Origin of the sequence: Exiguobacterium sp. s11 (assembly GCF_018619015.1) — a bacterium.
Classification (GTDB): Bacteria; Bacillota; Bacilli; order Exiguobacteriales; family Exiguobacteriaceae; genus Exiguobacterium_A; species Exiguobacterium_A indicum.
In genome coordinates, this window is record NZ_JACSNF010000003.1 from 229,699 (window position 1) to 248,210 (window position 18,512).

Here is an 18,512-nt window from a genome sequence, read left to right on the forward strand (position 1 = left end):
TTTTGTGTGCATTCATTAGCGTGCAGCGCGGACGAATCCGGCTTCTTCTGCTTCTTTTTCCGTACAGAACCGTTGCTCTGGCTTCACTTCATCGTAGGACTGACCTCCCGGTACATGGTAGATTTTTTTACCCGACCGATTGACGTTGCCTTTGATGTCGCAGGATTTCGTTTCTGTAATCGCTTGAGCGTCGAAGCCACGATTCGTAACGTAGCCATCGTGCTCCCAAATCTTTTTCTTCGCCTGCTTGGCTTCCTGTTCAATCTGTTCGAACATATCGACATAACGTGTGTCCGGCTCATAGACGAACGCTACACGTGCGAGTCCTTTTCGAAGTAACTCCTGATTCAACATCTTATCGCCGTACCAGACGTATGCGAGTAATCTTCCATATCGATCAGTCCGGGAATGATCACGCTCCAACCGAATAGCCGTCCCGCTCGGTAAGGTCTCTTTCGTAAATGCTGAAGCTTCCATTCCATATGGTTGAACCGGTGTATCTGGTTTGACGGTTTCTGGTGTATCGACAAGGAGTAGACGAACGTCCTCCATTTTCCCATCCGCCAACTTTACTTTTAATGTATCCCCATCGATGACGCGTTCGACCGTCGCCTTCGTGATTTTTTCGTCATCTGGTTGCTTGATTCCCAATAAGTCTGTCTCCTCTGGTGCACAACCGATGAGAACGAATAGAAAAAGTAGACTTATCATGGCGTATCGTCTCACTTCTGTTTCGCTCCTTTCCATGAAAATACGGATTCGGTCAAAGCCCGAACCCGCATACGCTATCTTGTTTATTCGTTAGTCTGCTGAAAGAACCGTTTCGACTTCATTTCGGTTCGTATAAAGTTGATAGAACGCTTCCGCTACATTTTTCGGATCAAGTGCCGTTCCACGCTTCACTTCCCCGGCAATCGTGACGGTTCCGACGTAGACACCGTCTTCCTTTAACGTATCGTGTAACATATGCGTCACTTGGCGAACGCCTGCCTTCCCGATTGAAAGTCCTGGTAACGATTTGATTGCTTGCATCGCAGCGCCGCCTCCAGTAATCAGGATAGCGCCGTCTTTCCGTTCTTGCATCGACGGAGCAACGAGTTGTGCGGCATGCAGTGCACCGAGAACATCGATTTCGAACTCTTTCGTAATCTGTTCTGCCGAGACTTCAAGGACAGACGCTTGATGTAAAATCGAAGCATTGTAGACTAAGACATCAACTTGTCCGTATTGCTCCTCTGTCCATTCGATGAGGGATGCGATATCAGCTTTTCGTGAAGCATCACATTCCACTCCGACCGCTTCCACGCCCGCTTCTTTTAGTTCCGTGATGACGGCTGCGAGTGTTTCTTGCGTCCGCGCCGCACAAACGACTTGAAAGCCTTCTTGTCCGAATCGTTTACTGATTTCATATCCGTTTCCTGGTCCTGCTCCGATGACGATTACTGTTTTCATGACGTATCTCCCCTTCTCGTTTCAACTGTGATGGTTATTCCCTGAATCGCGTCATTTCATTCAAAAATCGAGCAATGAAGTGCCTTTTTCTTCTTTCTCCTGCGAAACACCCATGAAACGCGCTAACATCGGATCGACTGTTGGTGTTGCCTGAGGTGTTGACGTAGGTAGCGATATCGTTGAACTTGATGTCGTCTCAGATTCAAGTAATAGTTCACAGTACGCCTTCATTGCTGCAATCTGCTCTTTCTGCGCGGCTCCTGTCGTTTGCTCAATGCGTTGCATCGCTTGACGCATCTTTTCGATGATGTGTTGTTCAGTAATCATCTTGTATTCCTCCTTATGGTAGATTGAGGGTATGAACTTGAAAAGGATGTGTTTTCCATGATTCGTACCGCTTTAGTTGGTTTTGGTATTGCCGGTGAACATTTACATGCTCCTTATTTACACGCACCTGATTATCAGTTAGTCGCTGTTCAGTCGAGTCGTCCGGAAGCAGTCGCTGCTTATGACGCGACGCTACCTGTTTATTCGACACTTGAAGCCCTGCTCGCTAAAGAACAGATCGATTTAGTCATCATCGCGACAGCAAATGAGCTACATTATCCACTTGCGCGCCTCGCTTTGCTATCGGGCTGTGATGTACTCGTCGAGAAACCGTTCACTGTCACGCTCGAAGAAGCCGAAACGTTGACAGAACTAGCACGTGTACACGATCGGTTACTGACAGTTTATCATAATCGTCGGTATACGAAGGACTTTCGAACGCTGATGACCTTACTCGAATCAGGACGTCTCGGTACGCTCCAAACGTTCGAAGCGCATTATGATCGCTATCACCCAGACGTTGAGGATCGTTGGCGCGAACAGGACGTACCCGGTGCTGGTCTCTTGTACGATCTTGGATCACATTTGATTGATCAAGCACTCGTCGCCTTCAATGCAGTACCAGATCGCGTCTTTTGTGATCAAACGATTCAACGGCAAGGTGGGATTGTCGATGACTACACACATCTGATTTTAGCATTCGGTACACGACGCGCTATTTTGCACATCGGCTCCATCGTTCCGGCTGTCGGTCCTTCGCTTATGGTACATGGGACAAAGGCTAGCTATTTCGTCGATAAAGTCGATACGAAACGCGCGACGTATCAATTGGCTGAAGCAAACGGTCCCCTTGAAGACTTTCCTTTTGTCTCCGGGCAATTTGGGGATTATTATACAGACCTTGCGCCAGCCATTCGACAGCGAACAAATCCACCTGTCTCTCCGAAACAGGCTGAACTCGTCATGAAAATCATTGATCGTGCTCAAAAGAGTGCAAAATCGGGTACATGGATAGAAGTAGACTAACTATCCATTCAGACGAACAGGGGGAAGACAAGATGTTTTCAAGTACGGAACGGACAGCTTGGTTAGAAGAGATGGGACAAGAACTTTTAGACGTGCTCGTCATCGGGGGCGGTATCACGGGAGCCGGTATTTTGCTTGACGCACAAAGTCGAGGCATGCGGACAGGATTGATTGAGATGCAGGACTTCGCCGAAGGGACATCGAGCCGATCGACGAAACTCGTCCATGGTGGATTGCGTTATCTGAAGCAGTTCGAAATCAAACTTGTTGCCGAAGTCGGAAAAGAACGTGCCATCGTGTATGAGAACGCTCCACACGTGACGACGCCGGAGTGGATGATGCTTCCACTCGTCGAAGGCGGAACGTTCGGCAGCTTCTCGACATCGATCGGCTTACGCGTCTATGACCAGCTCGCAGGCGTCAAACGCAATGAACGCCGGACGATGCTCAGTAAAGAAGAAACATTACGTTACGAGCCACTATTACGTTCGGAACACTTAGTCGGTGGTGGTCGTTATGTCGAATATAAAACGGATGATGCCCGATTGACAGTCGAAGTCTTAAAGGCAGCCGTTGGTTACGGTGGACGTGCCGTCAACTATACGAAGGCTGAATCGCTTGTCTACCACAATGGAAAAGTTGTCGGTGTCGAAGTCCGTGACGTCTTAAGTGACAAAACGTATACGATTCGGGCGAAGAAAATCATCAATGCAACCGGTCCGTGGGTCGACGAACTACGTGAAAAAGATGGTTCGAAAGCTGGGAAATCGCTCCACCTGACGAAAGGGATTCATCTCGTCATCGATCAAGCGCATTTCCCACTCCAACAGGCTGTTTATTTCGACGTTCCAGATGGTCGGATGATCTTTGCGATTCCACGCGAAGGGAAAACCTATGTCGGAACGACTGACACGAACTATAAAGGAGATATTCTTGAGCCGGGTGTCACCGTCGAGGATCAGGACTATATTCTAGAGGCAACAAATCAAATGTTCAACGTCGAGTTACGACCTGAACACGTCGAATCGACATGGTCCGGGCTACGTCCACTCATTCATGAAGATGGAAAGGACCCAAGTGAACTGTCCCGAAAAGATGAGATCTTCGTCTCGAAATCCGGGCTGATGTCAATCGCTGGTGGGAAGTTGACCGGGTACCGGAAGATGGCAGAACGAATCATTGATATGGTCGCAGACCAATTCAAGACAGAAGAAAATCGAATTTACCTCGCTTCCCGTACGCACGATATCTTGCTTGGTGGTGGTCATCCACAAGGAAGTAAAGGATTTGCCCGCTACTTGAAGGAGCAACAACCAAAAGGAGAAGCCCTTGGATTATCACCGAATGAGGCGACATGGCTCATCCAACGTTACGGTACGAACGTCGAACGTGTCTACGAGTTGATTCGGACACGTGGTGACGAGGCAGCTCGTTATCAATTACCGTTACACTGGTTCGGTGCTCTTCTATATGGATTAGAAGCTGAGCTCGTCATGCAACCCGGCGACTTCTTGAACCGTCGTGCCTCGGCCGTCTTCTTTGATTTCCCTCACGCTGAACAGTACGCAGATGGTGTTCTCGCCTTGATGCGTAGCGAACTCGGCTGGTCGGCAGAAGATGAAGCGAGAGCCAATGAAAGCATTCGTCGCGAATTTGATGCGGTCCGTGTCAAAGGACCCGTTCCGCTTTCCTAACATCAGAAGACCCGACCGCCTTCAGGCGACCGGGTCTTCTTGTGTATTACTGTTCTTCTTTTGAAGCAGCGAGTTCCGCTGCCGGCATGTTGCCTGGGTGTAAATTTGAACTCTTACGTGCAAATGTGAAGTAAAGAACTAAACCGATAGCAAGCCAGATTCCAAAAGCAATCCATGTCTCGAGTTTCAAGTTGAACATCAAGAAAAGACATGCAGCGATTGCTGCGATTGGCACATATGGCATACCTGGACATTTGAACGCACGTGGGAGATCGGGCTGTGTCTTACGAAGAATCAAGACAGCGACAGAGATCAAGACGAATGCTGCGAGTGTACCCATGTTGACGAGGTTTGCGATGACATCGAGTGGAACGAATCCAGCAACGAGTGAGCTACCCAGTCCGATCATCCAAGTCGCCTTGAATGGTGTTTGGTACTTCGGATGCACTTCAGAGAACACTTTCGGGAACATTCCGTCACGCGAGATGGCGAATGCAAGACGCACCATTCCGTAAGTCATGACGAGAATGACTGTTGTGATCCCGAGGATCGCACCGAGATCGATGAATCCAGCTACCCAGCTTTGACCGGCCATTTGAATTGCAAGTGAGACTGGATGATCGACACCGGCAAATTGTTGGTACGGTACGATACCCGTCATGATGGCTGCGACGATGACGTAAAGGACTGTACAAACAGCGAGTGAACCGATGATCCCGCGTGGCAAGTTTTTTTGCGGATCGCGGACTTCTTCAGCTGCTGATGTGACGGCATCAAAGCCGATGTACGCGAAGAAGACGATTGCGGCACCCGAGAAGACGCCTCCCCAACCAAATGGTGTGAACGGTGTCCAGTTCGATGGCTCAACGTAGCCAACACCAACAACGATGAAGAGAATGACGACTGCGACCTTGATGACGACCATGATGTTGTTGACACGTTTCGTTTCCTTGATTCCCATCGACAACAATGCCGTAATGGCAAAGAGGATTAAGAATGCTGGAAGGTTGAAGTATGTCTTGGCTCCTTCGACTGCTCCAGGAGCTGCTGATAAGGCTGTTGGCACATGGATGTTGAATCCTGCAAGTAAGGACTGGAAGTATCCAGACCATCCGGCTGCAACGGCACTCGAGGCGAGTCCATATTCGAGGATCAAGTTCCAACCGATGATCCAAGCGAAGATCTCACCCATCGTCGCATACGTGTACGTATAGACGGATCCACTGACCGGAATCGTTGATGCGAATTCAGCGTAAGCAAGAGCAGCTAGACCACAGGCGATGGCAGATAGAATGAATGATACGATAAGTCCTGGTCCTGCAGTCAATGCTCCTGTTCCTGTCAAAACGAAGATTCCGGTTCCGATGATGGCGCCAATTCCTAAAAACGTTAAATCCATCGCGCCAAGATTTCGAGCAAGTCCACTGTTTCGTTTACTTGCAGCAATCATAGCGGAAACATCTTTTTTCCGCGTCAAGCTCATGATGTACTTCCCCCTATGTCTCTTTTGATTTGTCCTACGGAGCGAGTCGTCCGTAAGAACTTAATCAAAAATTTACGAAGTTTTCTGATAAATTGATATAGGTCATTATACCTATTTCTATTTTGTTGAACGCTTTCATTCGTTAAACAAAAAAATCTGTAAAAAAAAGATGGATATGTAACACATGTTACACACCCATTTAACAAGCCTCAGTTTATTAGGTTTTTAAATTGTTTTTCGGGTCTTCATCCACTCTAAAAACACTTGGTAATCCAGCTTTGTTCGTGTCACGTAGGCTTCTGACCAACGCTCGATTTGCTCTAAAAAAGCAGTGTCCGAAACACCAATGGCTTGGATGATTTCAACATCCGCATGATGTGTCAAAATTTTTTCTTTAATCCCGGCGTCCTGATCTGCCCGCGCATGGATTTTCGCGGTAATTTGACCTTGAATACACAACACGTTCTCAAGGTCTTCCTGACTTTTGATATGCTTTGCTTTTAGTTTTTTCTTATATGGCGAGCGCTCACGTACATAATATTCCTTTTTCCCAATCGTCAGGTAGCCAAGATATGGATCCTCATGTGCCTGCATCGCTTTTTGGGACGTGATGATCTGGCGTCCTTGATGAACTGTTTCTGCTTCTGGACGATAGACGGGAAGGAACAACGAAGGGACAGAAGTCTGAGCTTGTTTCATCTCTAGAATCAAATCTTCTTCCCCTCCCTCCCCCTCAATCAAGATGTAATAGCGTTCAAGACCAATCGATGCCGTTCCACTGTCTAGTTTCCGCACGATATCCTTGATTGTATAGAACGCTTCGTCACGACGATCCTCTGCGTCAATCGTCTCGATATAGGAGGACCAGGCAGACTCAATCGCTATTCGCGTCGTATCATCTATCGCTTGCATATCCGGTAATGTACAAAAACGTCTCACGCCATCCACTAGTTCCGTACGCTCTCCCATTAATTCCTCACGTTTCTTTTCTGCTTTTTTGATCAACTTCTTGATTGGTCCTTTCGTATTATCCCGCGTAAAACAGACATCACTCGGATCTTTTCCGAGAGCGTACTTTTTTAAATCGTGTAAGTATTCCAGGACATAATTTCGAATCGCAGGAGTCGGATCGTATCCTGCCTCTTCAGCGAACAACCGGACGGAGACCGCCATGCGAATCAAATCGTATAGATAAGATCCTAAGTATCCTTCATCAAAGTCATTGACGTCGTAGATGATCTCTCCCTTCGCATTGCCATGGACACCGAAATTCTCAAAATGAAGATCTCCCTGAATCCACGTCGGTTTATCACGAGGCGTATCAAAACCAAGGGGAATTCGCGTCACGTCATAATAAAACAGATGCGAACTCCCACGGAAAAAGCGAAACGGACTCAAGCTCATCTTGTCGTACTTTTCCTGACGTGCTTGCTCATCGAGCTGACGGATTTCGTGATCGTAGAAATCAAGCACTTTCGCAATCGTCATTTGTCGAATCTCTTCATATACGGGTCGAAACATTCGATTCTCTCCCTTCCATTTGAAAAAAAGAGCAGTCAAAACGAAATCGTTTGACTGCTCCTTACGTGTTACTCGAAATGTTTTTTATATTCCCCATATCCTGCCGAATCAAGCTCTTCAAGCGGAATAAATCGTAATGCTGCTGAGTTGATACAATAGCGAAGACCACCAAGTTCTGTCGGACCATCATCGAAGATATGACCGAGGTGACTATCCGCATTCGCAGAACGCACTTCCGTCCGCGTCATCCCGTGACTCGTATCGAGTTCGACTTCCATCTTGTCTTCTGAGATGGGTTTAGCGAAGCTTGGCCAACCACAGTTTGACTGGAACTTATCTTTCGATGTGAAGAGTGGTGTGCCGTCAACGATATCGACGTACAGTCCTGGACGTTCTTCATCCCAGTATTCGTTACGGAAAGCGGGTTCTGTCCCGTTCTCTTGTGTGACTTTATACTGAATTGGTGTCAGACGCTCTTTCAGTTCTTTTTCCTTACCGTGGTCCTTCCACGCTTCTTTGATGAATTTCGCGCGACCTGAGCCGACACTATACATCTGATAACGGAACGGATTCTTTTTATAATAATCTTGGTGATATTCTTCTGCTGGCCAAAACGGCTTTTCTGGACGAATCTCTACCGCGACCGGACGCGAGAAACGTCCTGATGCGTCAAGCGCTGCTTTCGAACGTTCCGCCGTTTCACGCTGTGCTTCATCGACATAAAAGATAGCCGGCTGATACGATTCACCACGGTCGTTGAACTGACCACCACCGTCTGTCGGATCGATTTGACGCCAGAAAATCTCGAGTAATTCTTCGTACGTAATGACGGACGGATCGTACGTGACTTCAACCGCCTCCAAGTGACCTGTCGTTTCCGAACAGACCTCTTTATAAGTCGGGTTCTCTGTATGACCACCGGTATATCCTGAAATGACCTGCTCTACCCCATCATATTTATGGAATGGCTTGACCATGCACCAGAAACAACCACCTGCAAATATTGCTTTTGCCATCTATCTTCCCCTCCTCTGTATATGACTATTTTACCTCGTTCAGAGAATGGACTCGACTTTCCTGCTCATTCAATCCTCCGGGTTCGCTTTTAGACGACGCATGACGAAGTAGATCGCCGCAAAGACAAGAAGAAGTCCTCCAAGCGAATACCAGATGTTATTCAAACGATAGATCATTTGGTATAAGGCAAGCGTCACAAGCAATAATGCGATCGGTAAGAAGGCACGCTTAAAGTGGTACCAGTAATTCATAAAGATCGCCCCCTGTTTTTCTTTCATCTTACTTGAAGCGACATCTAAAAAGCCACCTTCATTTGAAGGTGGCTAGTTGATTACGATTGACGTGGATGTTCTGGGAAGTCCATCTCGTCATAACGAACGATTGACGTCCGGTTTTTGAATTTATGTCCCAACCAGAAGGCGAGGAATAATGGAATACCAACATACGTTGCGGCAATTCCGACCCAATCAATTTGATCCGCGAGGAATGCGGCATAGTTTTGACCGACGATGACGAGGAAACAAAGACCGAATGCGAACAGCGGACCGAATGGGAACGCTGGTGCCACATATGGTAAGTCTTTCAACGAGTGACCTTGTGCAAGGAATCCTTTACGGAAACGATAGTGACTGATTGCAATCCCGAGCCATGCGATGAATCCTGTCATACCGGAAGCATTGAGTAACCACAAGTAGACTTGTCCACCAAACATTGACGTCAAGAAACAGAGTGCACCGATTGCTCCTGTTGCGAGCAAAGCGTTACGCGGTACACCGTTTTTCGATACTTTCGCAAACAACTTCGGTGCATCTCCTTGGCGAGCAAGCGTATAAAGCATCCGAGTCGAAGCATACATACCTGAGTTTCCGGCAGATAGAACAGACGTCAAGATGACGGCGTTCATGAGTGCTGCTGAGAACGCAAGACCTGCTTTTTCAAAGACGAGCGTAAACGGACTAACCGCTACGTCCGTAATGTCATTCGAAACCAAGTTCGGACTCGTATACGGAATGAGCATTCCGATGACGAAAATCGCGAAGACGTAGAAAAGTAAGATACGCCAGAAAACTTGTTTGACTGCTTTAGGAACGTTCTTTTTCGGGTCTTCTGACTCACCCGCGGCAATCCCGACGAGCTCCGTTCCTTGGAAACTGAATCCAGCAACAAGAATGATTCCGATGACGGCAGGAATCCCACCGACGAACGGTGCATCGCCAAGAGCAAAGTTTTTAAAGCCAACCGGTGGCTCCGATGTAAAGACACCGAAAATCATCGCAACACCGACGACTAAAAAGACGATGACGGTAACGACTTTAATCATCGCAAACCAATACTCCGCTTCCCCGAATCCTTTAACGGAGAAGTAGTTCAAGCCGATCATGAGTAAGAGGAATAAGGCACTGAAATAAAATCCAGGAACATCCGGGAACCAGTACGTCATGACGATTTGTGCTGCGACGAGTTCAACTGCGATCGTGACTGCCCAGTTGTACCAGTAGTTCCAGCCGAGTGCAAAGCCGAATGATGGATCGACGAATTTTGTTCCATATGTCGAGAAGGATCCAGCGACCGGCATGTACGCTGCCATTTCACCAAGACTTGTCATTAGGAAGTAAACCATCAGACCAACGATTGCATACGATAGGAGCGCACCACCTGGTCCTGCTGCTGCGACGGAAGCACCGGACGCAATGAAGAGTCCTGTTCCGATCGCTCCACCGATGGCGATCATTGACATATGACGGGCTTGTAATCCACGTTTTAATCCTTCTGCTGTCGAATCTGTTGTTTGTTTCACATCTAGATTGTTCATTTCGTTCGCTTCTCTCTTTAATAAATTTTTGAGAGGACACTTTTTGAATGAAAAAACAAAAAGCGCCCTCATCTTCCAGATGGAAGATGAGAACGCAACATAATAAAATGGATGCGCCTCATTCTACCGTCGTGAAAGATAGCTCTCCACAAGTAGGTGATACCCGACTTGTGACAGTATTAGACCTATTTGATCTAATCCCAATCGATCATCTTCAAAGCGATGATTGATTTCGGCAATTCTTCCTTTCAGGTCACCTCATCTGTCGCTTGACGACATCCGTAACCGTACTCTTAAGAACTGCAACCTCCATCCCACTGGTTGAGTGAGAACTGAATTAAGTTAGTTATTACTACGCCATATTACACAAAACGCCACGAAATTGTCAATTGCCTTTTTCGAATCTGGGGTAGTCGATGGTAAAAATCCGATATGTTTAGTACACTAAATGGTAGAAGTCCACTGAGAGAAAGGATGCTGCTTGCATGCCACAGGAACGTGATTTGCTAACTTATCGACTCGAGGAACAAATGCGTGTCATTCTTCGTACCCTGCGACGTGAACTTAACCGGCTATTTGAAGGAACGGCGACCCGGAGTGAATTTTTCATCTTACGAAGCCTTTCAGAAAATGGTCCTCAGCGCCCGACGCTTCTTGCGGAACAATTTGAGCTCGCGACGAGTCAAGTCACTGCTTTGACGGATAAGCTGTATAAACAAGGATATGTCACACGGACACGCTCGACGGAAGATCGTCGTTCAATCGTCCTCGCTTTGACGGATGACGGAGAACGTGCATTTCGGGATCTCGAAATCGTCCGGAAAAACTATTTACAAGATCGCTTCGGTACATTGACGGAAGAAGAGCTGGAAACGATGATTCGTGTCTTTGATAAAATTTTACTGACGATGGATGAGGATTCTCTTACTTCATCTTCTTAAAAACGGTAGATTTTCTACCGTTTTTTATTTTTCATCTAAACATTTATGCCTGTCTAACCGTTATCTAGTTGAGTATACTGGAAGTATATATATGGAAATCTGTTAGTTGGGGAGCTGGGAGGATTTGTTGTCCATCATGAATCAATTCATCATTAACTTTTGTCTACTGTTTACAACGATTACTCTCTTGTTCTTACCGTTTCGGAATCAACCGCGTATTTCATTGAACTCCAAATGGAGCATTCGACTTATACTCGGAGCAGTCTCTGGTTTGATTGCGGTCTTATTGATGTTCAATGGGATTCAAATCGATGTCGCCCGTGTTGATTTACGTATCGTTCCCGTCGCGATTGCCATGCTGTTCGGTGGTTTCCCAAGCGCCATCGTTGCTGGTGCAATGATCATCGGGACACGTTACTTTTTAACACCAGTTGATCAAATGGAAGGATTTTATTTATCGACGTTGATCATCGTCTTGTTCATCACGACGATCGGGATCATTCGTCGATTCGTCCATGTCTCGATGCGTCATTTTCAGCTTATGGTGTTGGTCGGTATTCTCTATTCGTTACCCGCCATCTACGTCCTGACGCACAGCTGGTCGACATTCTTTAAAATCTCGATTGCGTACGTCTTCTTTAATTTATTAGCTGGCTTTGTCGCTTTTCGATTGCTGACGGAATTACGCCGTCACTTCGAAAACATCCAGTATCAGCAGAAACTCGCCATGACGGATGCTTTGACAGGGCTCGCCAATCGTCGTCGCCTGGATGACTCGCTTTCGCTTGTCGGCTCGACCGACCAAGGCTATTCGCTTGTACTCATCGATATCGATTTCTTCAAGCATGTCAATGATACATATGGTCATGATGCGGGCGATGATGTGTTACGCCAACTCGGCATGACTCTCGCTTCCTTGACCCGTCCAGACGACCTCGTCGGACGGTACGGTGGTGAAGAATTTTTAATCATCTTACCAAGTACTTCGGCGAAAGAAGCGCAAAAAATAGCAGAACTAGCTCGGTTGACGGTCGCACGTAACCTGTTCCCAACAGCAGATGTACCTGATCTGCAAATTACGATCTCACTTGGGATTTCCCATTCCAGTGGTTCGCATACGTCACTTGAAGCATTACAACAGGCAGATAAAGCGTTGTATTATTCAAAAGAAAGCGGACGGAATCGGAGTACGATCTATACGAAAGAACTTGCATTCCGACAAGCTTAAACTGATTGGACACTTCCGCAGGGAAGTGTCTTTTTTTACGTCTTCATTCCGTTTCTTTAGGAAAACCGATACTCTCAACCGTTCCAAAGACGATCATCCGACTTAATTGTTCTGCCATGTATTCTGATGAATACGGTCGACCGTTTCGTAACCAAGAAATCAACAATCCTAACTGTCCACCAATGACATAGTTCAATAATAAGTCTCGATCGACGAACGTAGCTTCTTCTGTGATTTGCGGTCGAAACACAATTCGATAATTCTCTTTCAATGTATCGAGAAAACGAGAGATGAACGTTTTGATCGGTCCTTGAACGAGCATCGTCTGATAGAATAGTTCATTTTCTTCGATATGAATGAACAAACGAGCAAAATAGCGACTCACCTGCTCGACTGTCGGAAAGACAGTTCCTGTACCCGTGATCCGAATCGCTTGTTCAAGTGCTTTCATTTGCTCCTCAACGACTTGATCGAGCAAATCATACTTATCCGTATAGTGTGCGTAGAAGGTCGAACGATTCACACCTGCTCCATCCGTCAACATTTTGACAGTAATGCTCGAGAAGCTGTGCGTCTTCAGTAAACGAAATAATTCCATCGTAATACGGTCACGTGACCGTTTTGGTCGGGGATCACGGCTCTCATTCATCCATATTTCACTCCTTTTTCATCCTCTTTTCATTAATGAATCCGTTATCATCTATTTTTCCAACATTTTGTCGGAAATTGTCGGTTGTTTGTTAGCTAACTTTCCATATAATTAACTATATTAATTACTCCTCCCCCCAGAGGAGTACTTTTTTTGAATCGATTGTACACAAGAAAGGATGCTAACACACCCATGAGTATGAAAAAATTATTGATCATCAATATCGTGACACTCATCGTTTTAATCGGTGGTGGTGTTGTCGGATACTACTATTACGATCAAGCAACGAGCTATGTCAAAACAGACAACGCGAAAATCGACGGTAAGATGATAACGGTTGCGAGCCCAAGCGCTGGTAAATTAACAGACTGGTCTGCGAAAACAGGCGAATCACTTGCCAGTGGCGCAACAGTCGGACACGTCATGACGGCACAAGCTGGACAAAAACCGACGGATCTCTCGGTTTCAATGCCCTCAAAAGCAACGATCGTTCAGTCGATGGCGACAAAGAACGGCTTCGTCGCAGCAGGTACACCTCTCGCCTATGGTTTTGACTTAAACGACCTTTGGGTCACAGCGAACATCGAAGAAACAGAAATCGATGAAATCAAAGTCGGACAAACAGTGGATGTTTACGTCGACAGCTACCCAGACACGACACTTTCTGGTGAAGTCGAGCAAATCGGTATGACGACGGCTTCCACGTTCTCAATGATGCCTTCTTCAAACGGAAATGCGAACTACACGAAAGTCGCACAAGTCATTCCTGTTAAAGTCTCACTCTCGCAAGAAAAATCACTCGACATTCGACCTGGTATGAATGTGACCGTCCGCATTCATAAGGATTAAGGAGGGACGTTCATGTCTACTACCTTCTTGTTCGGATACAGTGCGTTCACGATTCTGATCATCATCGGCGTCAACTGGATTGCCCGTCGAAGTCGCCCATCCGACATGGCACTGGCGACTGACGGACCGACTCTTGAGGAATCCCTCGAGGCGGAACCGACGATGACCGTGACACCACCAGTCGCAGCACCTTCTAAACAGGTATCGACTGAAAACGTCAGTATTCCGAAAGTACTGACGGTCTTACTCATCGGTATGTTCATTGCTATTTTGAACCAAACGTTGATCAATGTCGCGTTACCGGTTCTGATCAATGACTTTAACGTGTCGACATCCACTGCCCAATGGTTGACGACGGGCTTCATGCTCGTCAACGGGATTTTGATTCCGATCAGTGCCTTTTTGATGCGAAGCTACACGTTCCGTCAATTGTTCCTCGCTTCGATGACACTGTTTTTCTTCGGATCGGTCATCTGTTCGATGGCAATGAACTTCCCGGTCATGATGATCGGTCGTGTCGTTCAGGCTGCGGGTGCTGGTATCTTGATGCCACTCGGATCAAACGTCTTCATGACATTGTTCCCACCGCATAAGCGCGGTGCTGCCATGGGAATGCTCGGAATCGCGATGATTCTGGCTCCAGCTGTCGGACCTACGATCACGGGATATGTCATCCAAAACTATGACTGGCACGTCATGTTTTATGCGATGTCGTTCTTTGGATTAGTGACGTTGTTACTCGGTACAGCCTGGTTCCGCCTGACGCAGCCACTCTCGAAACCTTCTTTCGACGCACTGGGCGTCTTATTTAGTACGATCGGATTCGGGAGTCTCCTTTACGGATTCAGTGAAGCCGGGAATGACGGCTGGGATAGCCCAATCGTCATCAGCACGATCGTCATCGGCTTAATTGGAATTGCTGCTTTTGCAATGCGTGAGCTGTCGATGGAAGATCCGATGTTGAATATTCGTGTGTTAAAGGTTCCGGAATTTTCGTTCACCCTCTTCATCAATGTCATCGTCACGATGGCCTTGTTCGGCGGGATGTTGCTTTTACCGATTTACCTTCAAAGCATTCGCGGTTTTTCACCGGTCGATTCAGGTCTTCTCCTTTTGCCCGGATCACTAATCATGGGAATCACTGGACCGATTGCCGGTCGTTTATTTGACCGCTTCGGTATTCGACCGCTCGCTATCTTCGGTTTGACGTTGATGACGTACGGGACATGGGAATTGACGCAATTAAACATGGATACGTCGTATTATTCCATCATGGGCATCTACATGCTTCGGTCATTCGGTATGGCATTCATCATGATGCCGATCATGACTGCCGGTATGAACGCTTTACCGATGAAGATGATCCCACACGGAAACGCGACCCAAAACACACTTCGTCAAGTCGCCGGCTCCATCGGAACGGCAATTCTCGTCACCGTCATGACCCGTCAAACGACGGCTCACTTGGCAGACGATGCGAATCAGTTCACGACGCTCGACCCGACGCTTTCGCAACATTTAAACGATCTTGGTCAACAGCTGGGTAGCTCCCAAGCCGCTTCAACGAGTTGGTTTACGATGCTGACGAAACAAGCGACGATCCAAGGGATCACCGATGCGTTCTGGATTGCGACCGTCTTGTCTGCGCTTGCACTGATTCTGTCCTTCTTCTTGCACGGAAAAAAAGAACCGAATCTAGATTGATTGACGACAGACCAGTTGATGTCCTATCAGCTGGTCTTTTCTTATACTTTACGAAAAGTTCTTCTTTGCACTTCAGCCTTAAAATCGATACACTATGGACAATGAGTTTCATATCTAAAGGAGATGCTTTATGGTTGCCTTTCTGCAATTTTATGCGTTCATCTTTGCTTGTTGTTTTGCTTGGCAAGTTGGTCGACCATCCCCTTGGTCACAAAAGATCGTTCGTGCCTTTTTAACAAGTGTCAACGGGCTCTTCGTATTTGCACGTGCCTCGATTTCAATCTTTTTATTAGTTGGACCACTATTACTCGTCACTTATCTTGTCTTCCCACGGTTAATCGCTTTTGAAAATGGTTTAGCGATGGTGATCAGCGTGCTCGTCATCGGACTGGTTGATCGTCTCGTCAGTCTCGTCGTCCTGCCACTCATGCGTTCCTTTTTCTTAAAACGTCAACGCGTCATGCCACAATCGGTGGAAATGGTACTTTATACGATGGCAATGGCTGTCTTACTCTTCATTCAGCTTCATGCTGTTCCTGGCGTTCAAATTCATGTAGCGTTAACGATTTTCCTTGGTTTTACGATTTATTTCGCTCATTATCTATTTGCCCTATATCGGATTCGCCTCATGAAAAAGAAGCTAACGACCGTTGCTCAAGATCAAGACGAGGAACGAAAAGCCTCTTAAATACGAAAACGAAAGATGATTTCCTCTTGGGAATCGTCTTTTTGTTTTCTGATAAATAACGTTGACAATGATAATCGTTATCATTTATAGTGAAAAAGTACTCAGTGAGGAGATGAAACGGATGCATGCCCAACAAGTGATTGAAACACGCCGCTCGATCCGATCCTATACGGAACAACCGGTTCCGGTCGAATTGGTAGAAGCATTACTCGATACAGCGATTTATGCTCCGAATCATAAATTACGAGAGCCTTGGCGCTTTGTTCTCGCAATCGAAGACGGACAAACACGGTATGTCGATGCCTTAATGGAGTTACTAACGGCGCGTGGTCAATTCGAGACGAAAACGTCTGAACAACGTCAACAGGCTGAACAAAAATTACGGGAAGTCCCAGTTTATTTAACGGTACTTTGTCAGGTACAAGGGACACCGGATCAACAACTAGAGGATACTCTCGCAACGGCTGCGATGATTCAAAATCTGCAGTTGGTAGCAACAGAACGAGGTCTTGGGTGTTGCTGGAAGAGCGGAAAACACTGGTTCACACCAGAGTATGCCTCACTCGTTGACGCTTCTGAAAACGAACGCGTTCTCGGCGTCATTCAAATCGGCTGGCCTGCCATCGTTCCACCTGTCAAACCTAGAACGTCCGCAAAGGACAAGTTGACGCACTTTTAAGAGGTGCGCATTCTGCGAGCTACCCCTGCTCGCGCCAATCAAGCCCCAATTCAAAAATAAAAACGTTCCGATGACGTCTCTCTCCCCAAACGGAGACGCAATCGGAACGTTTTTCTGTTAGAGAAACCCTTCATGATTGACAAGTGATTTAGCTTGAATCTAAGATTATGAAGGTGAAACAAATAACCGCTTACAGAAAGCGGGTCGAAAGAAGGGGTCCCCTTGCACGCGGATCAACGAAAAAAATTAACGGTCCTCATGATCAACATGTTCATTGCGGTCGGGAGCTTCGGGATCATCATTCCGATTCTACCCGCTTACTTAGCATCGATTGGACAGGGTGGAACGGCGGCTGGATTAATGATCGCCATCTTTGCCGGAGCACAACTCGTCATGTCACCGATTGCCGGAAAATGGGCGGACCAATACGGTCGTCGCAAGATGATCATCTATGGATTGATCGGCTTGACGCTCTCGATGTTCGTCTTCTACTTCTCCAATTCCGTCACGGTCCTCTATATCTCGCGCGCAATCGGTGGTGCCGGTGCCGCACTCCTGATTCCAGCGATCTTTGCTTACGTCGCGGACATCACGACGATGGATCAGCGCGCAAAAGGAAACAGTTACGTCTCAGCTGCGATGTCACTCGGAATCGTCATCGGTCCTGGAATTGGTGGATTCCTTGCCGAATACGACTTAAAATTGCCACTACTCGTCTCAGCGATCGTCTCAGGGGCAGCCGTCTTGTTCAGCGTCCTGTTACTTCAAGAAAGCGAAAAACACGATGCGACAGCGATGGCACCAGACGAAGGGTCGATGCTTCGAAAACTCGGCACGTCGTTTAAGAAACCGTACTTCGTACCGCTCGTCATTACACTCGTCATGAGCTTCGGTCTCATGGCATACGAATCAGTACTTGGTCTATTCGTCGATGACCAATTCGGTGCTTCACCGAAAGACATCGCGATCATGGTGACGTCGACCGGTATCATCAGCGTCATTGCTCAAATCTTCATCGTCGATAAGTTGTCAAGTAGTCTCGGAGAAGGAAAGGTCTTGAACCTATTCCTGTTCATCGCAGCACTCGGTTTCCTGTTGTCATTATTGACATCAAGTTACGGTGGATTCTTTGCGATTACCCTCGTCATCTTCCTTGCGACATCGATTTTACGTCCCGTCTTGAATACGATGATTTCAAAGCTCGCTGGTAATGAGCAAGGCTTTGCTATGGGAATGAACAACGCCTACATGAGCATCGGGAACGTACTCGGACCGACGCTTGCAGGTGTCCTGTATGACGTCAATATTCTCTATCCGTTTGCACTCGGTCTGATTTTCCTCGTCGTGACGTTCATCGGATCGTTCATCTGGCAGAAACGTCAATCGCGTTTAATTAAAAAAGTCGAACAAACTTCTTAACGTCAAAAAAGCAATGCGTTCC

At 46.9% G+C, this 18,512-nt stretch carries 18 protein-coding genes and 1 riboswitch; of the genes, 9 read left to right on the forward strand and 9 right to left on the reverse strand.

What is annotated here, in order from left to right; genetic code table 11:
• Positions 1-15: 15 nt before the first annotated feature.
• The 3 genes from KNQ12_RS12170 to KNQ12_RS12180 all read right to left on the reverse strand — a co-directional run bounded on the left by KNQ12_RS12170 (position 16) and on the right by KNQ12_RS12180 (position 1,779).
• Positions 16-711, reverse strand: a complete 696-nt coding sequence (locus tag KNQ12_RS12170) for a thermonuclease family protein (RefSeq protein ID WP_251055827.1) — start codon at positions 709-711, stop codon at positions 16-18.
• 90 nt (positions 712-801) lie between these two features.
• Positions 802-1,452, reverse strand: coding sequence for an SDR family NAD(P)-dependent oxidoreductase (locus tag KNQ12_RS12175; RefSeq protein ID WP_029343173.1), 651 nt, complete (start codon positions 1,450-1,452; stop codon positions 802-804).
• A 60-nt stretch (positions 1,453-1,512) separates the two neighbouring features.
• The gene (locus KNQ12_RS12180) at positions 1,513-1,779 is read right to left on the reverse strand and encodes a DUF5327 family protein (RefSeq protein WP_214748319.1); all 267 of its coding nucleotides are present in this window, start codon (positions 1,777-1,779) and stop codon (positions 1,513-1,515) included.
• Positions 1,780-1,836: 57 nt separating this feature from the next.
• Between KNQ12_RS12180 and KNQ12_RS12185 the strand changes: the two genes are divergently transcribed.
• Positions 1,837-2,805 (forward strand): Gfo/Idh/MocA family oxidoreductase, encoded by a 969-nt coding sequence (locus tag KNQ12_RS12185; RefSeq protein WP_214748318.1) that lies wholly within the window; start codon positions 1,837-1,839, stop codon positions 2,803-2,805.
• A 32-nt stretch (positions 2,806-2,837) separates the two neighbouring features.
• The gene (locus KNQ12_RS12190) at positions 2,838-4,499 is read left to right on the forward strand and encodes a glycerol-3-phosphate dehydrogenase/oxidase (RefSeq protein WP_058265456.1); all 1,662 of its coding nucleotides are present in this window, start codon (positions 2,838-2,840) and stop codon (positions 4,497-4,499) included.
• Positions 4,500-4,545: 46 nt separating this feature from the next.
• On the opposite strand, the gene bcaP is transcribed toward KNQ12_RS12190, so the two are convergent.
• The 5 genes from bcaP to KNQ12_RS12215 all read right to left on the reverse strand — a co-directional run bounded on the left by bcaP (position 4,546) and on the right by KNQ12_RS12215 (position 10,333).
• A complete protein-coding gene (bcaP, locus tag KNQ12_RS12195; RefSeq protein WP_047391976.1) occupies positions 4,546-5,982 on the reverse strand; it encodes a branched-chain amino acid transporter BcaP in 1,437 nt (478 codons plus the stop codon).
• 225 nt (positions 5,983-6,207) lie between these two features.
• Positions 6,208-7,503 (reverse strand): DUF2252 domain-containing protein, encoded by a 1,296-nt coding sequence (locus KNQ12_RS12200; protein ID WP_214748316.1) that lies wholly within the window; start codon positions 7,501-7,503, stop codon positions 6,208-6,210.
• A gap of 68 nt (positions 7,504-7,571) precedes the next feature.
• Positions 7,572-8,519 (reverse strand): peptide-methionine (S)-S-oxide reductase MsrA, encoded by a 948-nt coding sequence (msrA, locus tag KNQ12_RS12205; RefSeq protein ID WP_055969900.1) that lies wholly within the window; start codon positions 8,517-8,519, stop codon positions 7,572-7,574.
• 69 nt (positions 8,520-8,588) lie between these two features.
• The gene (locus KNQ12_RS12210; protein WP_035399267.1) at positions 8,589-8,771 is read right to left on the reverse strand and encodes a hypothetical protein; all 183 of its coding nucleotides are present in this window, start codon (positions 8,769-8,771) and stop codon (positions 8,589-8,591) included.
• A gap of 80 nt (positions 8,772-8,851) precedes the next feature.
• Positions 8,852-10,333, reverse strand: a complete 1,482-nt coding sequence (locus KNQ12_RS12215; protein ID WP_055969897.1) for an amino acid permease — start codon at positions 10,331-10,333, stop codon at positions 8,852-8,854.
• Between the two features lie 131 nt (positions 10,334-10,464).
• Positions 10,465-10,653: riboswitch (Lysine riboswitch) on the reverse strand.
• Positions 10,654-10,818: 165 nt separating this feature from the next.
• On the opposite strand from KNQ12_RS12215, the gene KNQ12_RS12220 reads away from it, so the two are divergent.
• A complete protein-coding gene (locus tag KNQ12_RS12220) occupies positions 10,819-11,274 on the forward strand; it encodes a MarR family winged helix-turn-helix transcriptional regulator (protein WP_050677326.1) in 456 nt (151 codons plus the stop codon).
• A 136-nt stretch (positions 11,275-11,410) separates the two neighbouring features.
• Positions 11,411-12,502, forward strand: a complete 1,092-nt coding sequence (locus tag KNQ12_RS12225; RefSeq protein ID WP_235515959.1) for a diguanylate cyclase — start codon at positions 11,411-11,413, stop codon at positions 12,500-12,502.
• Between the two features lie 43 nt (positions 12,503-12,545).
• Here KNQ12_RS12225 and KNQ12_RS12230 read toward each other — a convergent pair whose 3' ends face one another.
• Positions 12,546-13,151, reverse strand: a complete 606-nt coding sequence (locus KNQ12_RS12230) for a TetR/AcrR family transcriptional regulator (protein ID WP_055969891.1) — start codon at positions 13,149-13,151, stop codon at positions 12,546-12,548.
• 192 nt (positions 13,152-13,343) lie between these two features.
• Here KNQ12_RS12230 and KNQ12_RS12235 point away from each other — a divergent pair, with 192 nt between their 5' ends.
• The 5 genes from KNQ12_RS12235 to KNQ12_RS12255 all read left to right on the forward strand — a co-directional run bounded on the left by KNQ12_RS12235 (position 13,344) and on the right by KNQ12_RS12255 (position 18,490).
• Positions 13,344-14,000 (forward strand): HlyD family secretion protein, encoded by a 657-nt coding sequence (locus tag KNQ12_RS12235; RefSeq protein ID WP_035399222.1) that lies wholly within the window; start codon positions 13,344-13,346, stop codon positions 13,998-14,000.
• Positions 14,001-14,012: 12 nt separating this feature from the next.
• Positions 14,013-15,704, forward strand: a complete 1,692-nt coding sequence (locus KNQ12_RS12240; RefSeq protein ID WP_214748314.1) for a DHA2 family efflux MFS transporter permease subunit — start codon at positions 14,013-14,015, stop codon at positions 15,702-15,704.
• A 130-nt stretch (positions 15,705-15,834) separates the two neighbouring features.
• Positions 15,835-16,392 carry a hypothetical protein gene (locus KNQ12_RS12245; RefSeq protein WP_023466728.1) on the forward strand — a complete coding sequence of 186 codons (558 nt, stop codon included), beginning with the start codon at positions 15,835-15,837 and terminating at the stop codon, positions 16,390-16,392.
• A gap of 121 nt (positions 16,393-16,513) precedes the next feature.
• Positions 16,514-17,071, forward strand: coding sequence for a nitroreductase family protein (locus KNQ12_RS12250; protein WP_023466727.1), 558 nt, complete (start codon positions 16,514-16,516; stop codon positions 17,069-17,071).
• A gap of 222 nt (positions 17,072-17,293) precedes the next feature.
• Positions 17,294-18,490 (forward strand): MFS transporter, encoded by a 1,197-nt coding sequence (locus tag KNQ12_RS12255; protein ID WP_055969885.1) that lies wholly within the window; start codon positions 17,294-17,296, stop codon positions 18,488-18,490.
• The last annotated feature ends 22 nt before the right edge of the window (positions 18,491-18,512 follow it).